The sequence below is a fragment of the Nakamurella sp. genome (assembly GCF_044224575.1).
GTDB lineage: Bacteria > Actinomycetota > Actinomycetes > Mycobacteriales > Nakamurellaceae > Nakamurella.
Genome location: NZ_JBGAKE010000016.1, coordinates 27616 through 43984, shown reverse-complemented (window position 1 = coordinate 43984; position 16369 = coordinate 27616). Strand labels below are relative to the sequence as shown.

General features: G+C 72.0%; 11 protein-coding genes. 7 read left to right on the top strand and 4 right to left on the bottom strand.

The window, feature by feature from the left end; all coding sequences use genetic code 11:
* Positions 1–163: 163 nt before the first annotated feature.
* The 3 genes from ACILSK_RS17630 to ACILSK_RS17620 all read left to right on the top strand — a co-directional run bounded on the left by ACILSK_RS17630 (position 164) and on the right by ACILSK_RS17620 (position 3431).
* Positions 164–1378: a ubiquitin-like domain-containing protein gene (locus tag ACILSK_RS17630; protein ID WP_395728483.1), complete on the top strand. Its 1215-nt coding sequence runs from the start codon at positions 164–166 to the stop codon at positions 1376–1378.
* Between the two features lie 212 nt (positions 1379–1590).
* On the top strand, positions 1591–2499 hold the full coding sequence (rsmA, locus tag ACILSK_RS17625; protein ID WP_395728482.1) for a 16S rRNA (adenine(1518)-N(6)/adenine(1519)-N(6))-dimethyltransferase RsmA: 909 nt from the start codon (positions 1591–1593) through the stop codon (positions 2497–2499).
* A gap of 5 nt (positions 2500–2504) precedes the next feature.
* Positions 2505–3431, top strand: a complete 927-nt coding sequence (locus ACILSK_RS17620; RefSeq protein ID WP_395728481.1) for a 4-(cytidine 5'-diphospho)-2-C-methyl-D-erythritol kinase — start codon at positions 2505–2507, stop codon at positions 3429–3431.
* A 124-nt stretch (positions 3432–3555) separates the two neighbouring features.
* Here the strand turns inward: ACILSK_RS17620 and ACILSK_RS17615 are convergent, their stop codons facing one another.
* Both ACILSK_RS17615 and ACILSK_RS17610 read right to left on the bottom strand, forming a co-directional pair.
* Positions 3556–5370, bottom strand: coding sequence for an ABC-F family ATP-binding cassette domain-containing protein (locus ACILSK_RS17615; RefSeq protein ID WP_395728480.1), 1815 nt, complete (start codon positions 5368–5370; stop codon positions 3556–3558).
* 123 nt (positions 5371–5493) lie between these two features.
* Entirely contained in the window at positions 5494–6423 is a 930-nt protein-coding gene (locus ACILSK_RS17610) for a ribokinase (protein ID WP_395728479.1), read from the bottom strand.
* Between the two features lie 155 nt (positions 6424–6578).
* Between ACILSK_RS17610 and ACILSK_RS17605 the strand changes: the two genes are divergently transcribed.
* On the top strand, positions 6579–8261 hold the full coding sequence (locus tag ACILSK_RS17605) for a fatty acyl-AMP ligase (RefSeq protein WP_395728478.1): 1683 nt from the start codon (positions 6579–6581) through the stop codon (positions 8259–8261).
* 30 nt (positions 8262–8291) lie between these two features.
* Here ACILSK_RS17605 and pth read toward each other — a convergent pair whose 3' ends face one another.
* Both pth and ACILSK_RS17595 read right to left on the bottom strand, forming a co-directional pair.
* Complete coding sequence (gene pth / locus ACILSK_RS17600) at positions 8292–8870, bottom strand: aminoacyl-tRNA hydrolase (RefSeq protein ID WP_395728543.1); 579 nt, start codon at positions 8868–8870, stop codon at positions 8292–8294.
* 5 nt (positions 8871–8875) lie between these two features.
* Positions 8876–9502, bottom strand: coding sequence for a 50S ribosomal protein L25/general stress protein Ctc (locus ACILSK_RS17595; RefSeq protein ID WP_395728477.1), 627 nt, complete (start codon positions 9500–9502; stop codon positions 8876–8878).
* A gap of 359 nt (positions 9503–9861) precedes the next feature.
* Here ACILSK_RS17595 and ACILSK_RS17590 point away from each other — a divergent pair, with 359 nt between their 5' ends.
* Genes ACILSK_RS17590 through ACILSK_RS17580 form a run of 3 tightly spaced genes read left to right on the top strand, consistent with a single transcriptional unit; the run spans position 9862 to position 16356 of the window.
* A complete protein-coding gene (locus ACILSK_RS17590) occupies positions 9862–13014 on the top strand; it encodes an AAA family ATPase (RefSeq protein WP_395728476.1) in 3153 nt (1050 codons plus the stop codon).
* A 40-nt stretch (positions 13015–13054) separates the two neighbouring features.
* Entirely contained in the window at positions 13055–13606 is a 552-nt protein-coding gene (locus tag ACILSK_RS17585; RefSeq protein ID WP_395728475.1) for a VOC family protein, read from the top strand.
* Positions 13603–16356, top strand: coding sequence for an alpha/beta fold hydrolase (locus ACILSK_RS17580; protein ID WP_395728474.1), 2754 nt, complete (start codon positions 13603–13605; stop codon positions 16354–16356). Before ACILSK_RS17585 ends, ACILSK_RS17580 begins: the two co-directional genes overlap by 4 nt.
* Positions 16357–16369: the final 13 nt, after the last annotated feature.

Genomic DNA, 16369 nt, shown 5'->3' with positions numbered 1-16369 from the left:
TTATCGCAGAACCAGGCGGCACCGGTCGATCTCGAATGACGGGACGGCGACGGGTGCGATCACGATTCGCCTGCTGGTGCTGATGTGTGCGGGTTTGGGGACCACATCGCTGCGGTTGCCTCCTGCCCTGCCCGGGTCACGGTTGACACATCGGAAGACACACATGAGCCTAGATACCGACAACGTTGGCGCCAAGGCTGACGGACACCGCGCCGACGAGACCGCGCCGGCCGCACGACCCGGACGGCGCCGCAAGCTCGTGCTGATCGGCATGGCCGCCGCGCTGGGCGTCGTCGCCGTGGGCGGCGTGACCGCCGCGTCGATGGCCAAGCACGTCACGATCACCGTGGACGGGCAGGACCGGCAGGTCACCACCCTTGCCGGGTCCGTGGCCGGCGCGCTCGATTCCGCCGGGCTGTCGGCGGGCGAGCACGACGTGTTGGCCCCGGCCGCAGCCACGGCGATCTCCGACGGCTCGCACATCGCGCTCGATCGCGGACGTCAGCTGACCGTGAGCATCAACGGAACGACCCAGCAGCTCTGGACGACGGCGGACACCGTGGACGAGGCGCTGCTGCAGCTGGGCCAGGACCCCGCCTCGCTGGCCCTGTCCGCGGATCGGTCCCGCGAGATTCCGTTGACCGGCCTGGACCTGATCGCGACGACGATGCACACCGTGTCCATCGCCGACGGCGCCACCGCCGCGGTGACGGTGCAGTCCGGTGGGATCACCGTCGGCGACGTGTTGAACACCCAGGGGATCGCGATCGGTCCGAACGACGTGGTCGATCCGGCCATCACCACCCCGGTGACCGACGGCACCGCGATCACGATCACCCGCATCGCCGTCACGACGAGCACCGACACGGTCGACGTTGCGCCCACCGACCAGAACGTCGACGATCCGAACCTGAACAAGGGCACCACCCAGGTCGCCGTCGCCGGCACCCCGGGCAAGCAGCAGGTCGTCACCCAGGTGACCACCACCAACGGGGCGGAGACCGGCCGTCAGGAGATCTCCCGCACCACTCTGGTCGAGGCGACCCCGAACCAGGTGCACGTCGGCAGCAAGTCCACCCTCGACTGGCAGGGCAGCCGCGTCTTCTTCCACGACACCGAGTTCGGCGTGAACTGGGACGGCATGGCCTTCTGCGAGTCGACCAACAACCCGAAGGCCGTCAACAACCCGTCCGGGTACCTGTCCACCTACGGCCTGTTCCAGTTCGACCTGCCCACCTGGGCCTCCGTTGGCGGCTCGGGCAATCCGCTGGATGCCTCCCCGGAGGAGCAGCTGATGCGGGCCAAGCTGCTGTACCAGTCCCGCGGCCTGGAGCCCTGGCTCTGTGGTTACGCGGCCAGCGGTCCGCCCGCCGGCTGACCATCGCGCTTGCACCACGTGACGAGGAAGGCTCGACCGATCGGTCGGGCCTTTCTCGTTTCCTCGGTATCACCGGAGGATGTCGCGGCGATGCCCGGCACCGGCCGTCACGCCGGTCGTGTGAGGATGGGCATCGTGAGCGTAGGGCGGCCGGGCGGGCTCGATATCGGAGTGAACCATCAGCGCAGTCGACGGCCCCGCGAGGGAGCGTCGTGACCGATCAACCGCCGGTGACCCTGCTCGGCCCGGTCGAGGTGCGCCGGCTCGCCGAGGTGCTCGAATTGACCCCGACCAAGTCGCTGGGGCAGAACTTCGTGCACGACGGCAACACCGTGCGCCGCATCGTGGCCGCCGCCGATCTGCGGTCGACCGACCACGTGCTGGAGATCGGTCCCGGGCTCGGCTCGTTGACCCTGGGCCTGCTGGACGTGGCCGCCGCGCTGACGGTGGTCGAGATCGACCCGCGACTGGCCGCCCTGCTGCCGACCACGGTCCGCGCCCACGCCCCGGGCCGGTACGAGGCGTTGACCGTGATCACCGCCGACGCGATGACGATCACCGCCGACCGGCTCGCGCTGACCGACCCCGATCGGGTCGCCCCGGCCGATCCCACCGCGCTGGTGGCCAACCTGCCGTACAACGTGGCCGTGCCGGTGATCCTGCACCTGCTGGCCGAAGTTCCCACCCTGCGCCGCATCCTGGTGATGGTGCAGGCGGAGGTGGCCGACCGGCTGGCCGCCGGCCCCGGTTCGAAGACCTATGGCGCACCGAGCGCCAAGCTGGCCTGGTACGGGCGGGCCCGCCGGGCGGGATCGATCAGCCGGACCGTGTTCTGGCCGGTGCCCGGCGTCGACTCGGCGCTGGTCGCCTTCGATCGGGGCGACCGGCCGCCCGCCGGTGACCGAGCCGCGGTGTTCGCCGTCATCGATGCCGCGTTCGCCCAGCGACGCAAGACTTTGCGGGCCGCGCTGGCCGACTGGGCCGGCAGTCCCGCCTTCGCCGAGCAGATCCTCACCCGGGCCGGTATCGATCCGTCCGCCCGTGGCGAGGTGTTGAACGTGCACGAGTTCGCCCGAATCGCCGCGGCCCGCGAGGTCATTGACGCGGCCGCCCACGAATGAGTCCGATGCCACCGGCGCAGCGGGCCGACGGCCCGTCCGTGCGGGTGCGTGCACCGTCCAAGGTCAACCTGTATCTGGCCGTCGGGGACGTCCGGGAGGACGGCTACCACGATCTGGTCACCGTCTTTCACGCGCTCGACCTGGCCGACGAGCTCACCGTCGCACCGTCCCGCCGGTACACGGTCCGCTGTACTCCGCCGGACGGGGTGCCGCCCGGCGCCAAGAACCTGGCCGGGGTCGCCGTCCGGCTGCTGGCTCGGCGGGCCAAGGCCGGTGGACCGGTCGCGATCGACATCGCCAAACAGATCCCGGTGGCCGGCGGGATGGCCGGCGGGAGCGCGGACGCGGCCGCCGCACTGGTGGGCTGCGCCGCCCTGTGGGAACTCGACCTGGACCGCCGGGCGCTGACCGAGATCGCCCGCGAGATCGGCGCCGATGTGCCGTTTGCGCTGTCCGGCGGGACCGCGTTGGGCACCGGGCGGGGTGACCTGCTGTCCCCGGTGATGACCAGGGCCCGGCTGCATTGGGTGCTGGCGATCGCGGAGAGTGGGCTGTCCACACCGGCGGTGTTCGCCGAGCTCGATCGGTTGCGCGAGCAGGGCAGTCCACCGCGGGTCAAGCCGGTCGACACGATGCTGGCTGCGTTGGCCAGCGGCGAACCGGCCAAGGTGGCCGCCGCCCTGGGCAACGATCTGCAGGTCGCGGCGGTCTCGCTGCAGCCCGAGTTGCGCCGTACGTTGCGCGCCGGCGAGGCCGCCGGTGCGCTGGGCGGGGTGATCTCCGGGTCGGGACCGACGGTGGCGTTCCTCTGCGCGGATGCCGAGTCCGCCGGCGCCGTGGCGGCCGAACTCGCCGGTTCCGGGACCTGCCGATCGGTGCGCGTCGCGGCCGGGCCCGCTCCCGGCGCGCGCGTGGTGCCGACGGGTCGATGACGGTTCAGCCCGTTCGAGCTGATCATGAAGAACACGCCCCCATCCGGCAGGAATGAGGGCGTGTTCTTCAGGATCAACAGCGTGCGAGGGGGCGGTGCCGCTGGTTGCACCGACCACGGCCGGCTTACGGCAGCCGGTCGCTCAGCTCCAGCCACTGTTCCTCCAGCTCCTCGACCTCGTGCTCGAGTTCGCCGATGGCGGCCATTTCCTTGTTGATGCCGACGTAGTCGGCCTGGTCGTGATCGGCCAACGCGGTGCGCCGGGAGCTGATCTGCCCGTCGAGCCGGGCCAGCCGCCGCTCGATCGCGGTCAGCTCTTTCTGCGCGGCCCGCAGATCGGCCCCGGTGAGCGCACCGTCGGCGGTCGACCCGGTCGCGGCCGGGCCGCCGGCGCTGGTCGAGGCCACCGCGCCGGTCGAGGCGGGCTTGGCCGCCCGCAGCCGCAGGTACTCGTCCACCCCGCCGGGCAGGTGCCGCAACCGGCCGTCGAAGATCGCGTACTGCTGATCGGTGACCCGTTCGATGAAGTACCGGTCGTGCGAGACCACGATCAGCGTGCCGGCCCAGGAGTCCAGCAGGTCCTCCAGCGCGGCCAACATGTCGGTGTCCAGATCGTTGGTCGGCTCGTCCAGGATCAGCACGTTCGGCTGGTCGAGCAGGATCAGCAGGAGCTGGAGACGTCGCCGTTGACCGCCGGACAGGTCCTTGACCGGGGTCGACAGCTGACCGGCGGCGAAGCCCAGCCGCTCCAGCAACTGGCCCGGGGTGAGCTCCTGGGCCTTCGACCCGGCGCCGAACGTGTAGTTGGTGCGCAACCGCTCGATGACGACCCGGACCGGGACCTCGAGGTGCTCGTCGAGCTCGTCCATCCGCTGGGTCAGGGTGGCGACCTTGACGGTCACGCCGCGCTTGATCCGGCCCGTCGTGGGGGAGACGGTGCCGGCGATCAGCCCGAGCAGGGTGGACTTGCCGGCCCCGTTGACGCCCAGGATGCCGGTCCGCTCGCCGGGCGCCACATGCCAGACGATCTCGTGCAGGACCTCGCGTCCGTCGTAGGACACCGAGGTGCCCTGCAGATCGACGACGTCCTTGCCGAGCCGGGTCACGGCGAGGGACTGCAGCTGCACCTTGTCGCGGATCTCCGGCACGTCCGCGATCAGGGTGTTGGCCGCATCGATCCGGAACTTCGGCTTCGAGGTGCGGGCCGGCGCGCCGCGGCGCAGCCAGGCCAGCTCCTTGCGGGCCAGGTTCTGCCGCCGGGACTCGATGGCCGAGGCCTGCCGATCGCGTTCGACCCGCTGCAGGATGTAGGCCGCGTAGCCGCCGTCGAACGGCTCGACGATCCGGTCGTGTACCTCCCAGGTGACCGTGCACACCTCATCCAGGAACCAGCGGTCGTGCGTGACGACCAGCAGCCCGCCGCCGGTCGCCGGCCAGCGCCGCTTGAGGTGCTGGGCCAGCCAGGCGATGGCCTCGACGTCCAGATGGTTGGTCGGCTCGTCGAGGGCGATGACGTCGTGGTCGCCGGCCAGCAGCTGGGCCAGCGCAACCCGGCGCCGTTGACCGCCGGACAGCGTGTCCAGCCGGGCCGACCAGTCCAGGTCGGCGAGCAGGCCGGCGAGGATCTCGCGGACCCGCGGGTCGCCGGCCCACTCGTGCTCGGGGCTGTCGCCGACGACGGCGTGCCCGACCGTGTCGGCGTCGTCCAGGGTGTCGCCCTGATCGAGCACGCCGACAGTGACGCCGCCGCGGACCGTGACCCGGCCCCGATGTGGTTCCAGCCGACCGGCCAGCATCGCCAGCAGGCTGGACTTGCCGTCACCGTTGCGGCCGACGATGCCGATCCGGTCGCCCTCGTCCACGCCCAGGGAGACGGAGTCGAACACGACCTTGGCGGGGTACTCGAGGTGGAGCGTTTCCGCGCCAAGTAGGTGAGCCATAGCCGGACCAGCCTAGTGGTCGAGCCGGCGAGGCCACGAATGAACGCAGTAGGAGAGCCCAGGAAGCAATGCGGCGACGCCGGAGCCTGATTGTTCAGCGCGGTCCTGGTTGGCCGAGCCGGGCTACCGGTCGGGGCCGGATGCCGGTTCGCGGCCGGCGACCCGATCGATGTCCGCCGCCATCGGGGCGGCCGCACCGGAAACCGTGGTGGCCAAGGCACCCGCCGCGCAGGCCCAGCGCAGGGCGGCCGCCGGGTCGTCGCCGCGGCACCAGGCGACCGCCAGCGCGCCGGTGAACGCGTCGCCGGCCCCGGTGGTGTCGACGGCCGTCACCGGCGGCGGCGCGGCCCGCGCGGTTGCGCCACCCGGTCCCCGGTAGCGGGCGCCGGCCGCGCCCAGCGTGGTCACCAGGTGCCCGCCGCCCGGCCGCGTGTCGCCGAGCGCGGCCGCCTCGATCTCGTTGACCACCAGGAGGTGCACCGCGGCCAGCAGCTCGGCCGGCAGTTCCCGGACGGGGGAGGGGTTGAGCAGCACCGGCACGCCGGCTGCCGCGGCGACCCGGGCCGCTTCGGTCACGGCGTCCAGCGGTGTCTCCAGCTGCAGCACCAGCAGGTCGGCGCCACCGATCGCCGCCCGATCGGCCTCGTCGAGCGACGACATCGCCGCGTTGGCGCCGGCGACCACGACGATCGTGTTCTCCGCCGCGTCGTCCACGGTGATCAGCGCGATGCCGCTGGGTCCGCCCTTCCGGCGAACCAGCCGCGTGTCGACGTCGGCGTCGTCCAGGGCCCCGATGAGGGCGGTGCCGAACTCGTCGGAGCCGACCGCGCCGATCATCCGGACCCGGCCGCCGGCGTGGGCCGCGGCGACGGCCTGGTTCGCGCCCTTGCCGCCCGGCGACGTCGAAAAGCCTGACCCGGTGACGGTTTCGCCGGGGGCCGGGAGACGCGGCGAGCGGACGATCAGGTCCATGTTCAGGCTGCCGACCACCGCGATCGACGGTGCCGGGGCGCCATTCGCCGGGTCGCCGAGCCGCCGGTGCCTACCCGCCATCCGGCGACGATATCGGGCGCTTCACCCGGCTGAGCGCGGTGGTGGCCTACCTTGAGTGACATGAGCGAGGCTTGCCGAGCGAACAACGGTGTTTGTCCTTCCGGCGTTCGGTTCGGGACGACCGAGCCCGCGAGGTGTTCCGAAAGGACGACGGAGTGAGCGCGTTTATCGACGCCCTGCGCACGGCGGCGCAGGGATCCACCGGCATGACCACCGGCGAGCCCCACCAGCCCGTGCGAACGAGCTGGGCCGACGTCCACGCCCACGCGTGCGCCGGCGCGCGGGTCCTCGCCGCGCACGGCGTCGGTCCCGGTGACGCGGTGGCCGTGCTCGCCGCCCAACCGTCCGAGGTGGCGCCGGTGGCCCAGGCCGCCTGGCTGGCCGGCGCCTCGGTGACGATGCTGCACCAGCCGACCGCCCGCACCAACCTGATGACCTATGCGCAGGACACCGCCGCGGTGCTGTCCCTGGTCGGGGCGAAGGCCGCGGTGCTGGGCGAACCCTTCACCGAGTTCGTCGAGCTGCTGGCCGGCACCGGGGTGCAGGCGTTCACCGTCGCGCAACTGATGGCGGCGCCCGGGGGACCGGCACCGGCGGTGGAGATCGGCGAGGACCTGCCCGCGTTGCTCCAGTTGACGTCCGGGTCGACCGCGTCCCCGAAGGCGGTCCGCATCACCCACCGGAATCTGTGGGCGAACATCGGGTCGATGTGCGAATCCGCCGACATCCGCCCCGGCGAGGTGATGGTCTCCTGGTTGCCGTTGTTCCACGACATGGGCATGGTGGGGTTCCTGACCCTGCCGATGTGCCGGGGAATCGAGCTCGTCACCGTCACCCCGTCCGACTTCCTCGCCGCGCCGCTGATCTGGCCCCGGTTGATCAGCAAGTACCGCGGAACCATCACCGCCGCACCGAATTTCGCCTTTGCGTTGACCGCTCGGGTGCTGGCCCGGGCGACCTCGGGCGAGCTCGACCTGAGCAGCCTGCGGTTCGCGCTGAACGGTGCCGAGCCCATCGACGTCGCCGCGGTCCGCGCGTTCCTGGCCGCCGGTGCCCCGTTCGGACTGCCGGCGACCGCCGTGGTGTGTGCCTACGGCATGGCCGAGGCGTCGCTGGCGGTGTCCTTCCATCCCTGGGGCACCCCGCTCAAGGTGGACACCGTGGACACCGCCGCGATGGAGATCGACCGCAAGGCGGTACCGGTCGGCGAGGGTCGCGCCTTCCCGGTTCTCGGGCCGCCGCTGCGCGGCATCGAGGTCGGCGTCCGGAGCGAAACCGGGGAGTGGCTGGGGGACCGCGAGGTCGGCGTGCTGCACCTGCGCGGCGAGTGCGTGACCGCCCAGTACCTGACCATGGACGGCCCGGTGGCCACCCAGGACGCCGATGGGTGGCTGGACACCGGCGATCTGGGCTATCTGGTCGACGGTGAGGTGGTGGTCTGCGGCCGGGTCAAGGACGTGATCATCATGGGCGGCCGGAACATCTACCCGACGGACATCGAACGGGTCGCCCATACGGTCGACGGGGTCCGGGCCGGCAATGCGGTCGCCGTTCGCTGGCGGACGCCCAGCGGCCGGGAGTCTTTCGCGGTCGCCGTGGAGTCGCGGGCGGCGAAGGACCCGGCCGAGTCCGGCCGGATCGAGCACGAGGTCCGGTCGGCGGTGACCGCGGAGATCGGCGTCCGCCCGGCCGCCGTCGCCGTGCTGCCGGTCGGCAGCCTGCCCAAGACGCCGTCCGGCAAGCTGCGCCGGTCGGCGGCGGCGCGGCTCATCGTGGCGCCCGAGCGCGATCTGCCGGTGCAGCCCGCGTCGTCGGAGCAGGTGGCCCTGCCCCGCTGACCCGCCGGCACCGGGCGGGAGCGGACAGCGTCAGGGGGCGTGCAGCTGATTCTGGGTGGCCTCCAGGCCGTGCTCGATCAGCAATTCGACGGCGTCGGCGGCGTTCTCGAGATCGATGGGAAGGTCCCGGCGCTCGGTGGCGGAGAAGTCGCGCAGCACGTAGTCGGCCGGATCCATCCGGCCGGGCGGCCGGCCGATGCCGATGCGCACCCGCAGGTAGTCCTTGGTGCCCAGGCTCGACGAGATGGACCGCAGCCCGTTGTGACCGCCCTCGCCGCCGCCCCGCTTGACCCGGATGGTGGCCGGCGGCAGGTCGAGTTCGTCGTGCACGGCGATCACCTGGGCGGGCTCCACCGAGAAGAACTTGGCCAGCGCCGATGTGGCCCCGCCGGACAGGTTCATGTACGACCGGGGTTTGGCCACGATCACCCGGCGGGCACCGAACCGTCCCTCGACGATCTCGGCGCCCGCCTTGTGCGACTTGAAACCCGAGCCGAGCCGGCCGGCGAGTACATCGGCGACCATCGCGCCGACGTTGTGCCGGTTCCCGGCGTACTGCTTGCCCGGGTTGCCCAGGCCAACAACGAGAAACGGCCCGGTCGTGGTCAGCGGGATCAGCCCTCGGACTCGGCCTGCGGCTCGTCCCGCACGACGCCGGCGTCGGCCTCGGCGGCCTCGGTCTCGGCGTCCAGTTCCTCGGCGGTCGGCGCGGTCTGCACCGACACGACCAGGGCCTCGGGATCGGTGATGAGGCCGGCTCCGGCTGGCAACGGAACGTCGCCGGCCAGGAACTGGGTGCCGGCCTCGGCGCCGGTCAGGTCGACCACCAGCGACTCGGGGATGCTCATCGCCTCGACCTCGACGGACAGCGTGGTCAGGTCGGTCAGCACCAGCGTGCCGGCGGCGGCATCGCCCTCAAGGACGACCGGGATATCGACGGTGACCTTCTCGCCGCGGCGGATCAGCAGCAGGTCGACGTGCTCGAAGTAGTCGCGCAGCGGGTGCCGGACCACGGACTTGGGCAGGGCCAGCTCGTCACCGCCGTCCAGCTGCAGGGTCAGCACGGTGTTCGCGCCGCCCTTGAGCGCGTGGGCGAACTCACGGGCGTCCAGCGACAGGTGACGCGGATCGGTGCCGTGCCCGTACAGGACGGCGGGCACCTTGCCGGCGCGGCGGATGCGGCGGGCGAACCCCTTGCCGAACTCGGTGCGGGACTCGGCGATGAGGCGAACCTCGGACACTTCGGTACTCCTTGCTCAGGCGGATCGGATCGCTACGCCGCGGCGGGGACGTCGGACCGCGCAGCGACGCGCGGGAGTCTCACCCACCGCGTCGATTACGGCCCACCCGAACCTGCGTCCGGATCGCCCTCGCCGAGGCAACCCTTCAAGCTTACTCGCAGGAGCGGTTCCGGACCCAATCACGGTCCGACCAGCGCGGGGCCGCCGGTGGCCGGGCCAGGCCGTTGCCCTGGCCGGGCCGACCGTAGATCATGACCTCGCAGACGACCGTCGTTCGCCCGGACCACCGCCCGTCCGGTGCCGACGGCGGGCCGCCGCCGGCACGACGACGTGCCGAACCGGACCGGACGGTGAGGTCGATGACGGTGCGGGCTGCGGACACGTCCGGTGTCGACATGCTGATCGGCCGCGACCCCGAGATCGAGCAGATCCGGCAGCTGTTCGCCGCGGCCCGATCCGGCCGGCCGGCCATCGCGCTGCTGACCGGCGAGGCCGGCATCGGCAAGACCCGCCTGGCCGACGAGGCCGCCCGGCTCGCCCGAGCGGACGGGATGCGGGTGCTGCGCGGCGAAGCGGACCCGTCGTCGCGGCGCCCGATGCAGGTCTGGCAAGGGGTGTACCGGGCCCTGGGCATCAGCGCGGCGGGCGACCCGTCATTGCCCGTCGAGGAGCGCCGGTGGGAGCACCTCGAGTCGCTGGCCGATGCGTTGGCCTCCGATGGGCCCGTGCTGGTCGTGCTGGACGATCTGCACTGGGCGGACGCGATCGCCATCTGGGTGCTGGAACGTCTGCCCCGGGCCCTCGGTGAGGCGCCGGTGGCCCTGCTGGTCACCGGCCGCGACCACGAGCCGGACATGCCGCCGCTGGACGGGCTACGCCGGGTGGCCCGCCCGATCCGGCTCGGCGGACTGGACGTCGACGGGGTCCGCCGGTTGATCGCGCGGGACAGGACCGCGCCGCGCGGTTCCACAACCATCGACCCGGTCGAGCTGCAACTCCGGACCGGCGGGAATCCCCTGTTCGTCACCGAACTCATGCGCTCGCCGGACGGCGACGCGGTGATCGGCGAGGTGCTCCGACGATCGCTGGACCGGTTCGACGCCGGGACCCGGGCGGCGCTGGCGGTCGCCGCGGTCGGCGGCCCGGACACCCCGCTGACCGTGCTGGCGGCCGCCTGCGGCTGCGCCACCGGCGAGCTGGTCGCCCGGCTCCGGCCGGCCGTCCGCGGGGGCGTGCTGGACGACCTGTCGGCCGGCGGCGTCCGCTTCCACCACGCGTTGCTGGCCGATGCGGCGGCCCGGCTCGCCGACGGGCCGGTCCTGCACGATCGGCTGGCGGCGGCGTGGTCGGCGGTCGGCGGGGTCGACGGCCGGGTGGCGGCGGCCGGGCACCGGCTTCGAGCCGCCGCCGGGACCGACGCGACCCCGGCCGGAACCGCTGCGCCGGCCGCCGGTGTCGCGGACGCCCGCGAGGTCGCCGCCGAACTGGTCGCCGCCGGGCAGCACGCGCGGGCCGCCGGATTGCTCTGGGCGGCCCGGCAGGCCGCCGGCCGCTCGACCGATCACCCCGAGCTGCGCGCCAACGTCGCCGTCGATCTGGCCGACATCCTCAGTTGGCTCGGCGATCTCGAACCGGCCCTGGGCCTGTACCAGGAGGCCGCCGAGCTGGCCCGGGTGTCCGCGGACCCGCTCACCCGGGCCCGGGCCGAGATCGGCGCCAACCTGTGGGCGTCGGCGTTCGTGCCCGACCTGGCCCGGATGCGCCGGCTCGAGGACGCGCTCGACGGCCTGCCGAGGCACCAACGCCGCCTCCGGGCGGCCCTGCTCGGCCGGCTCACCGTCGTCGGCGGCGCTGACGTCCAGGCCACCGAACGGGTCGCCGCCTGGTCGGCCGAGGCCGTCGAGGTCGCTCGGTCGATCGGCGACCCGGCACTGATCGCCGAACTGTTGCTCGACTCGGTCCGGCCGGCGACCAGCCCGGCCGCGCTGACCGCGGCGATGGTCGCCACGGACGAGGCCATCCGGCTGGCCGAGCGCGCCGGCCGGTCCGACCTGAGCATCTCCGGGCACCAGCGGCGCTCCGGGCTGCTGCTGAACGACGGCGACATCGGTGGTGCAGGACAGACCCTCGGCCGGGCCGAGGTGCTCGCCGCGCTGTTGCCCTCGCCGTGGTGGCGGTACATCACGATGGTCCAGCGCACCACACTCTTCGCGCTCAACGGCAGCCTGGTTGCCGCGCGGGCGTCGATGCAGGAGGCGATCGCGGTCGGCACCGGGCGCATCGAACCGGTGGTCGTGCTCGGCTGTGAGGCACTGCACCAGCTCATGCTGTTCGACCTGTACGGCCGGCCCGACCCGCGCGCCGAGGAGATCCACCGGATCACCATGGACATGCTCAAGGACGTGCCGTCGCCCGTCTTCCAGGTCCAGAAGGGTTATGGCGCGCAGCTGTTCGGCGACCCGGCCGGTGTGCAGGAGGTGTTGCACCGCTTCGGGTCCCGGCCGGAGCAGCTGCTCCGCTCGTGGACCGGCGACCACCTGCTGCGCGAATTCGGGGACATCGTCGCCCGGGCCGGGGCAGCCGCCTACGCCGCACCCGCCTACCGGGCGTTGCTGCCCTACGCCGGGCTGCTCAACGTCGGCGGCGGGCACAGCGCCGGGTTGCCCGTCGACGACGTGCTGGCCCGGCTGGCGATGCTGGCCGGCGATCCGGCGGCGGCCGTCGGGCACGCCCGGGACGCCGTGGCGCTGGTCCGGGTGATGCCGTCGCCGCCGCTGCTGGTGCACTGCCTCGACCACCTGGCCGACGCGATCGACCGGGCCGGCGCCGGCCCGGTCGGGGTGTCCCCGGGCGGGCTGCGCGCCGAGGCCGAGACCCTCGCGCGGACCATTGGGGTGCATCGACGCGGCCGGCCGGCCGCGCCGCTCGCACCGGCCGCGCCGCCGGCCGACCCGGTCCGGGCGGCGTCCATGCGCCATGACGGATCCGGCTGGCTGCTGAGCTCACCGCTGGGCCGGGCCCGGTTGTCGGACAGCCCCGGTGCGGGGCAACTGGCCCGGCTGCTGCGGGAGCCCGGGGTTGAGGTGACCGCCGTCGAGCTGGCCGGCCGCGCCGGCGCGCCCGTCGCCGCGGACCTGGGTCCCGGCCTGGACGTGCGGGCCAAGCGGGAGTACCGGCATCGCCTGCATGTGCTGCAGGCCGAGGTCGACGAGGCCGACGCCACGCACGACGTCGTCCGCGCGGAACGGGCGCACGCCGAAATGGAGACGTTGCTGCGCGAGCTGCGGCGGACGATCGGCCTCGGTGGCCGCGACCGGCCGACCGGTTCGGACGCCGAACGCGCCCGGATCAACGTGGTGCGCAGCATCCGGCGCACCATTGCCGGCATCGGCCGCCAGGCCCCGTTGCTCGGTGCCCATCTGGACGACGCCGTGCGCACCGGCCGGCACTGCATCTACCTGCCGGCGCCGGAGACGGCGCTGCGGTGGACGGTCCGGACCGAACCGGACTGAGCGGAACAATTCGTTCCGTCCCGGTGAACGCCCTTCGGGTGTGGGTGCACACGTGATCGGTCCCTGCGGCGTCAGCCATGTCGCTGTCGTGACCGCTGATCTCGACCGGTTCCGCGCCTTCTACGAGGACGTCGTCGGCCTGCGCACCATGGTGGTGTTCGGGGCCGTTCCGGGGCACCTACGGGAGGCGGTGCTCGACGTCGGCGGCGGCGCCGGCATGCTCCAGGTCTTCGAGATCGCGGGCTACGACCCGGCCGCGCACGGCCTGTCCGCCGCGATGTTCGAACGCGGGCGCCTGGATCACCTTGGCTTCACCGTGCCCGATCTGGCGACGCTGACCACCCTCCGGGACCGGTTGCTCGACACCGACGCCTCCAGCGGCGACATCCGGCCGCTCGGACCGATGCTGTCCCTGCGGTTCGCCGACCCCGACGGACTGCAGGGCGAGATCAACTGCTTCAACCCGGACTTCGACCCGTCGTCGCTCCGTGACGGGGACGAGATCGTCGACCCCGACTGGATCGAGCGAGCCAGAACGGTTCTGCAGGCCGACTCCCGCCGGCCTGCCCCGAGGCAAGGAACGATTCGATGACCACCACATCCACCCGTCGTGGCGGCCCGATCGCCGTGGCCCTCCTGCTGGCGCTGTCCGCCTGCAGCGGCCCGTCGGGCGACCCGGCGACGCCTTCCTCAACTCCGGCCTCCTCGACACCGTCCGCGGCGGCCGCGACCTCGGCGCTGAAGACCGTCGACCCGGCCGCGTTGCAGGCACTGGTGGATCAGACGACCAAGGACTGGCTGATCCCGGGTGCGGTCGTCCTGGTGCGCACGCCGCAGGGCGACGTCACCGTCGGATCTGGCACCGCCGAACTGGGCCAGCAGCAGACCCCCGACGCGGACACGCATTTCCGCATCGCGTCGAACACCAAGACGATGACGTCCGCGGTCATCCTGCAGCTGGCCCAGGAGGGCAAACTGCGCCTCGACGACCCGGTGTCGAAGTACGTGACCGGCGTTCCGGGTGGGGACACGATCACCATCGCGCAGCTGCTCCAGATGCGCACCGGCCTGTACAACTTCACCAACTCACAGATCATCGCCGACAGCCTGGACAACGACCCGGCCCGCGCCTGGCGGCCGCAGGAACTGCTGGACATCGCCTTCGCCCAACCGGTCAACTTCGCGCCGGGGGCCGAGTTCGAATACAGCAACACCAATTACGTACTGCTCGGCATGATCATCGAAAAGGTCGACGGCCGGTCGCTGGCCGATTCGATGCAGGCGCGGCTGTTCGGTCCGCTGGGCATGACGAACACCGAATTCCCGGCCGCCGCGGACAACACCCTCCCCGAGCCGTTCGCGCACGGTTACCTGTACGGCAGCTCGTCGGTCGCGCTGTTCGGTGAGCCCGAATACACCCCCGAGCAGATCGCTGCGGCCCATGACGGCACCTGGCAGCCCACCGACTACACCGGCGTCAACCACTCGTTCGCCTTCGCCGCCGGCGGGGTCGTCTCCACCGCACACGATCTCGCGACCTGGATGGACGCGCTGGTCGGGGGCAAGGTGCTCGAGCCCGAATACCAACAACTGTGGGCGGCCAGCCCGCAGGTGGAGCACCCGGACAACCCCGCCGGCCAGTGGTACGGCTACGGCATCACTCAGCAGAAGGTCGGCGACATCACCCTGACCTTCCACGGAGGGGAGACCGCCGGCTACAACTCGTTCATGGGCGTCGACGCGGCCAACGACATGACGCTCGTGATCTGGACGAATCAGCCCGATAACGTCGACACCATGCGCCAGACTGCCAATTCGCTCATGGTCAAGGTCCTGGACCTGATCTATGTCGATCCGCCGAGCGCCGCCGTCGCGAGCCCGCCGGCACCGTCGGCGGCGCAGACCGCTGCCTTCGAGCAAACCAGCTGCCCCACGCCCAATCTCCCGGGTCTGCCGGCGTTGGACTTCCCGTCGACCATGACCTGCGGGTACCTGGCTGTGCCGGAGAACCGGACCCGGCCGGGCGGCCGTACGATCAAGATATTCGTCGCCCGCGCCCCGGCCGTCGCGACCGGTCCGGCCGCCGATCCGCTGGTGGTGCTGGTCGGCGGACCGGGCGGCGCCGGGTCGATCAGCTACGCGGCGATGACCAGGCACGGGGTGAACGCCGACCGGGACGTGTACTTCGTCGACCAGCGCGGCACCTACCACTCCGATCCGCTGCTCAATTGCCCGGAGTACGACACCGTCGCCAACGGGTTGGCGAGCATTCCATTCTCGTCCGACGCGGCCACCCTGCAGGATCTCGCGGCGGTGCAGACCTGCCACGATCGCTGGGACGCTGCCGGTGTTGACCTGTCTGCCTACAACACCGCCGAGAACGCTGCCGACATCGCCGATCTCCGGGTCGCCCTGGGCATCGAGGCATGGGACGTGTACGGCGTCTCCTACGGCAGCAAGCTCGCCGCGGTGTTGCTCCGGGACCATCCCGAGGGGATCCGTAGTGTGGTGCTCGATTCGGTGTCGCCGCCGAACTTCAACATCGTCGAGAACTGGTGGTCGGCCCCGGCCGGTTCGTTCCACGGGATCTTCGCCGCCTGCGCGGCGCAACCGGCCTGCGCGGCCGCGTATCCGAACCTGGAGGATGACTTCTACGGCACGGTCAACCGGCTCACCTCCTCGCCGGTGGTCGTCGAGACCACCGGCCCGGACGGCGACCCGCTGTCGCTGACCATCGACGGCTACGTTCTCGCGTACGCGGTGATCATGACCACCGAGCGGCACGACGCCGCCGGTCTGCCCAAGATGATCGCCGACGCCGCGGCCGGCCGGTACGAGGACGTGGCTGCCGCCACCGTCGAGTTCATGACGCCGCCATCGGTCGTGGGGGTGGCCGGCTACGGCCTCGCGTTCGGTGTGTTCTGTGCCGAATCCGCCGATCTCACCACCGAGGCGGCGACGCTGGCCCACGCGAAGTCGGTGCTGCCGCAGTTCCCCGACCAGGTGCTCAAGATCCAGCCGAAGCAGGGCCGGCTGTTCACCGAGTGCCCGGCGTGGGACGTACCGCTGGCCGCGGCGTCGATGATGGACCCGGTGGTCAGCGACGTGCCCGTGCTGATCATGGAGGGTGACTTCGACGCCGCCACCGCGCCGGAGTGGGTCGACCTCGTCACCCCCGGGTTGAGCAGGTCCCAGGTCGTGCACTTCCCGTTCACCGGGCATTCGACGCTCGACAAGTCCGAATGCGCGCGGAATGTCATGAACGCCTTCCTGACCGACCCGACGAAGCCCGTCGATTCGTCCTGCACGGCGTCCATCCAACTGACCTTCACCACGAACTGAGGCGTCGGTGGTT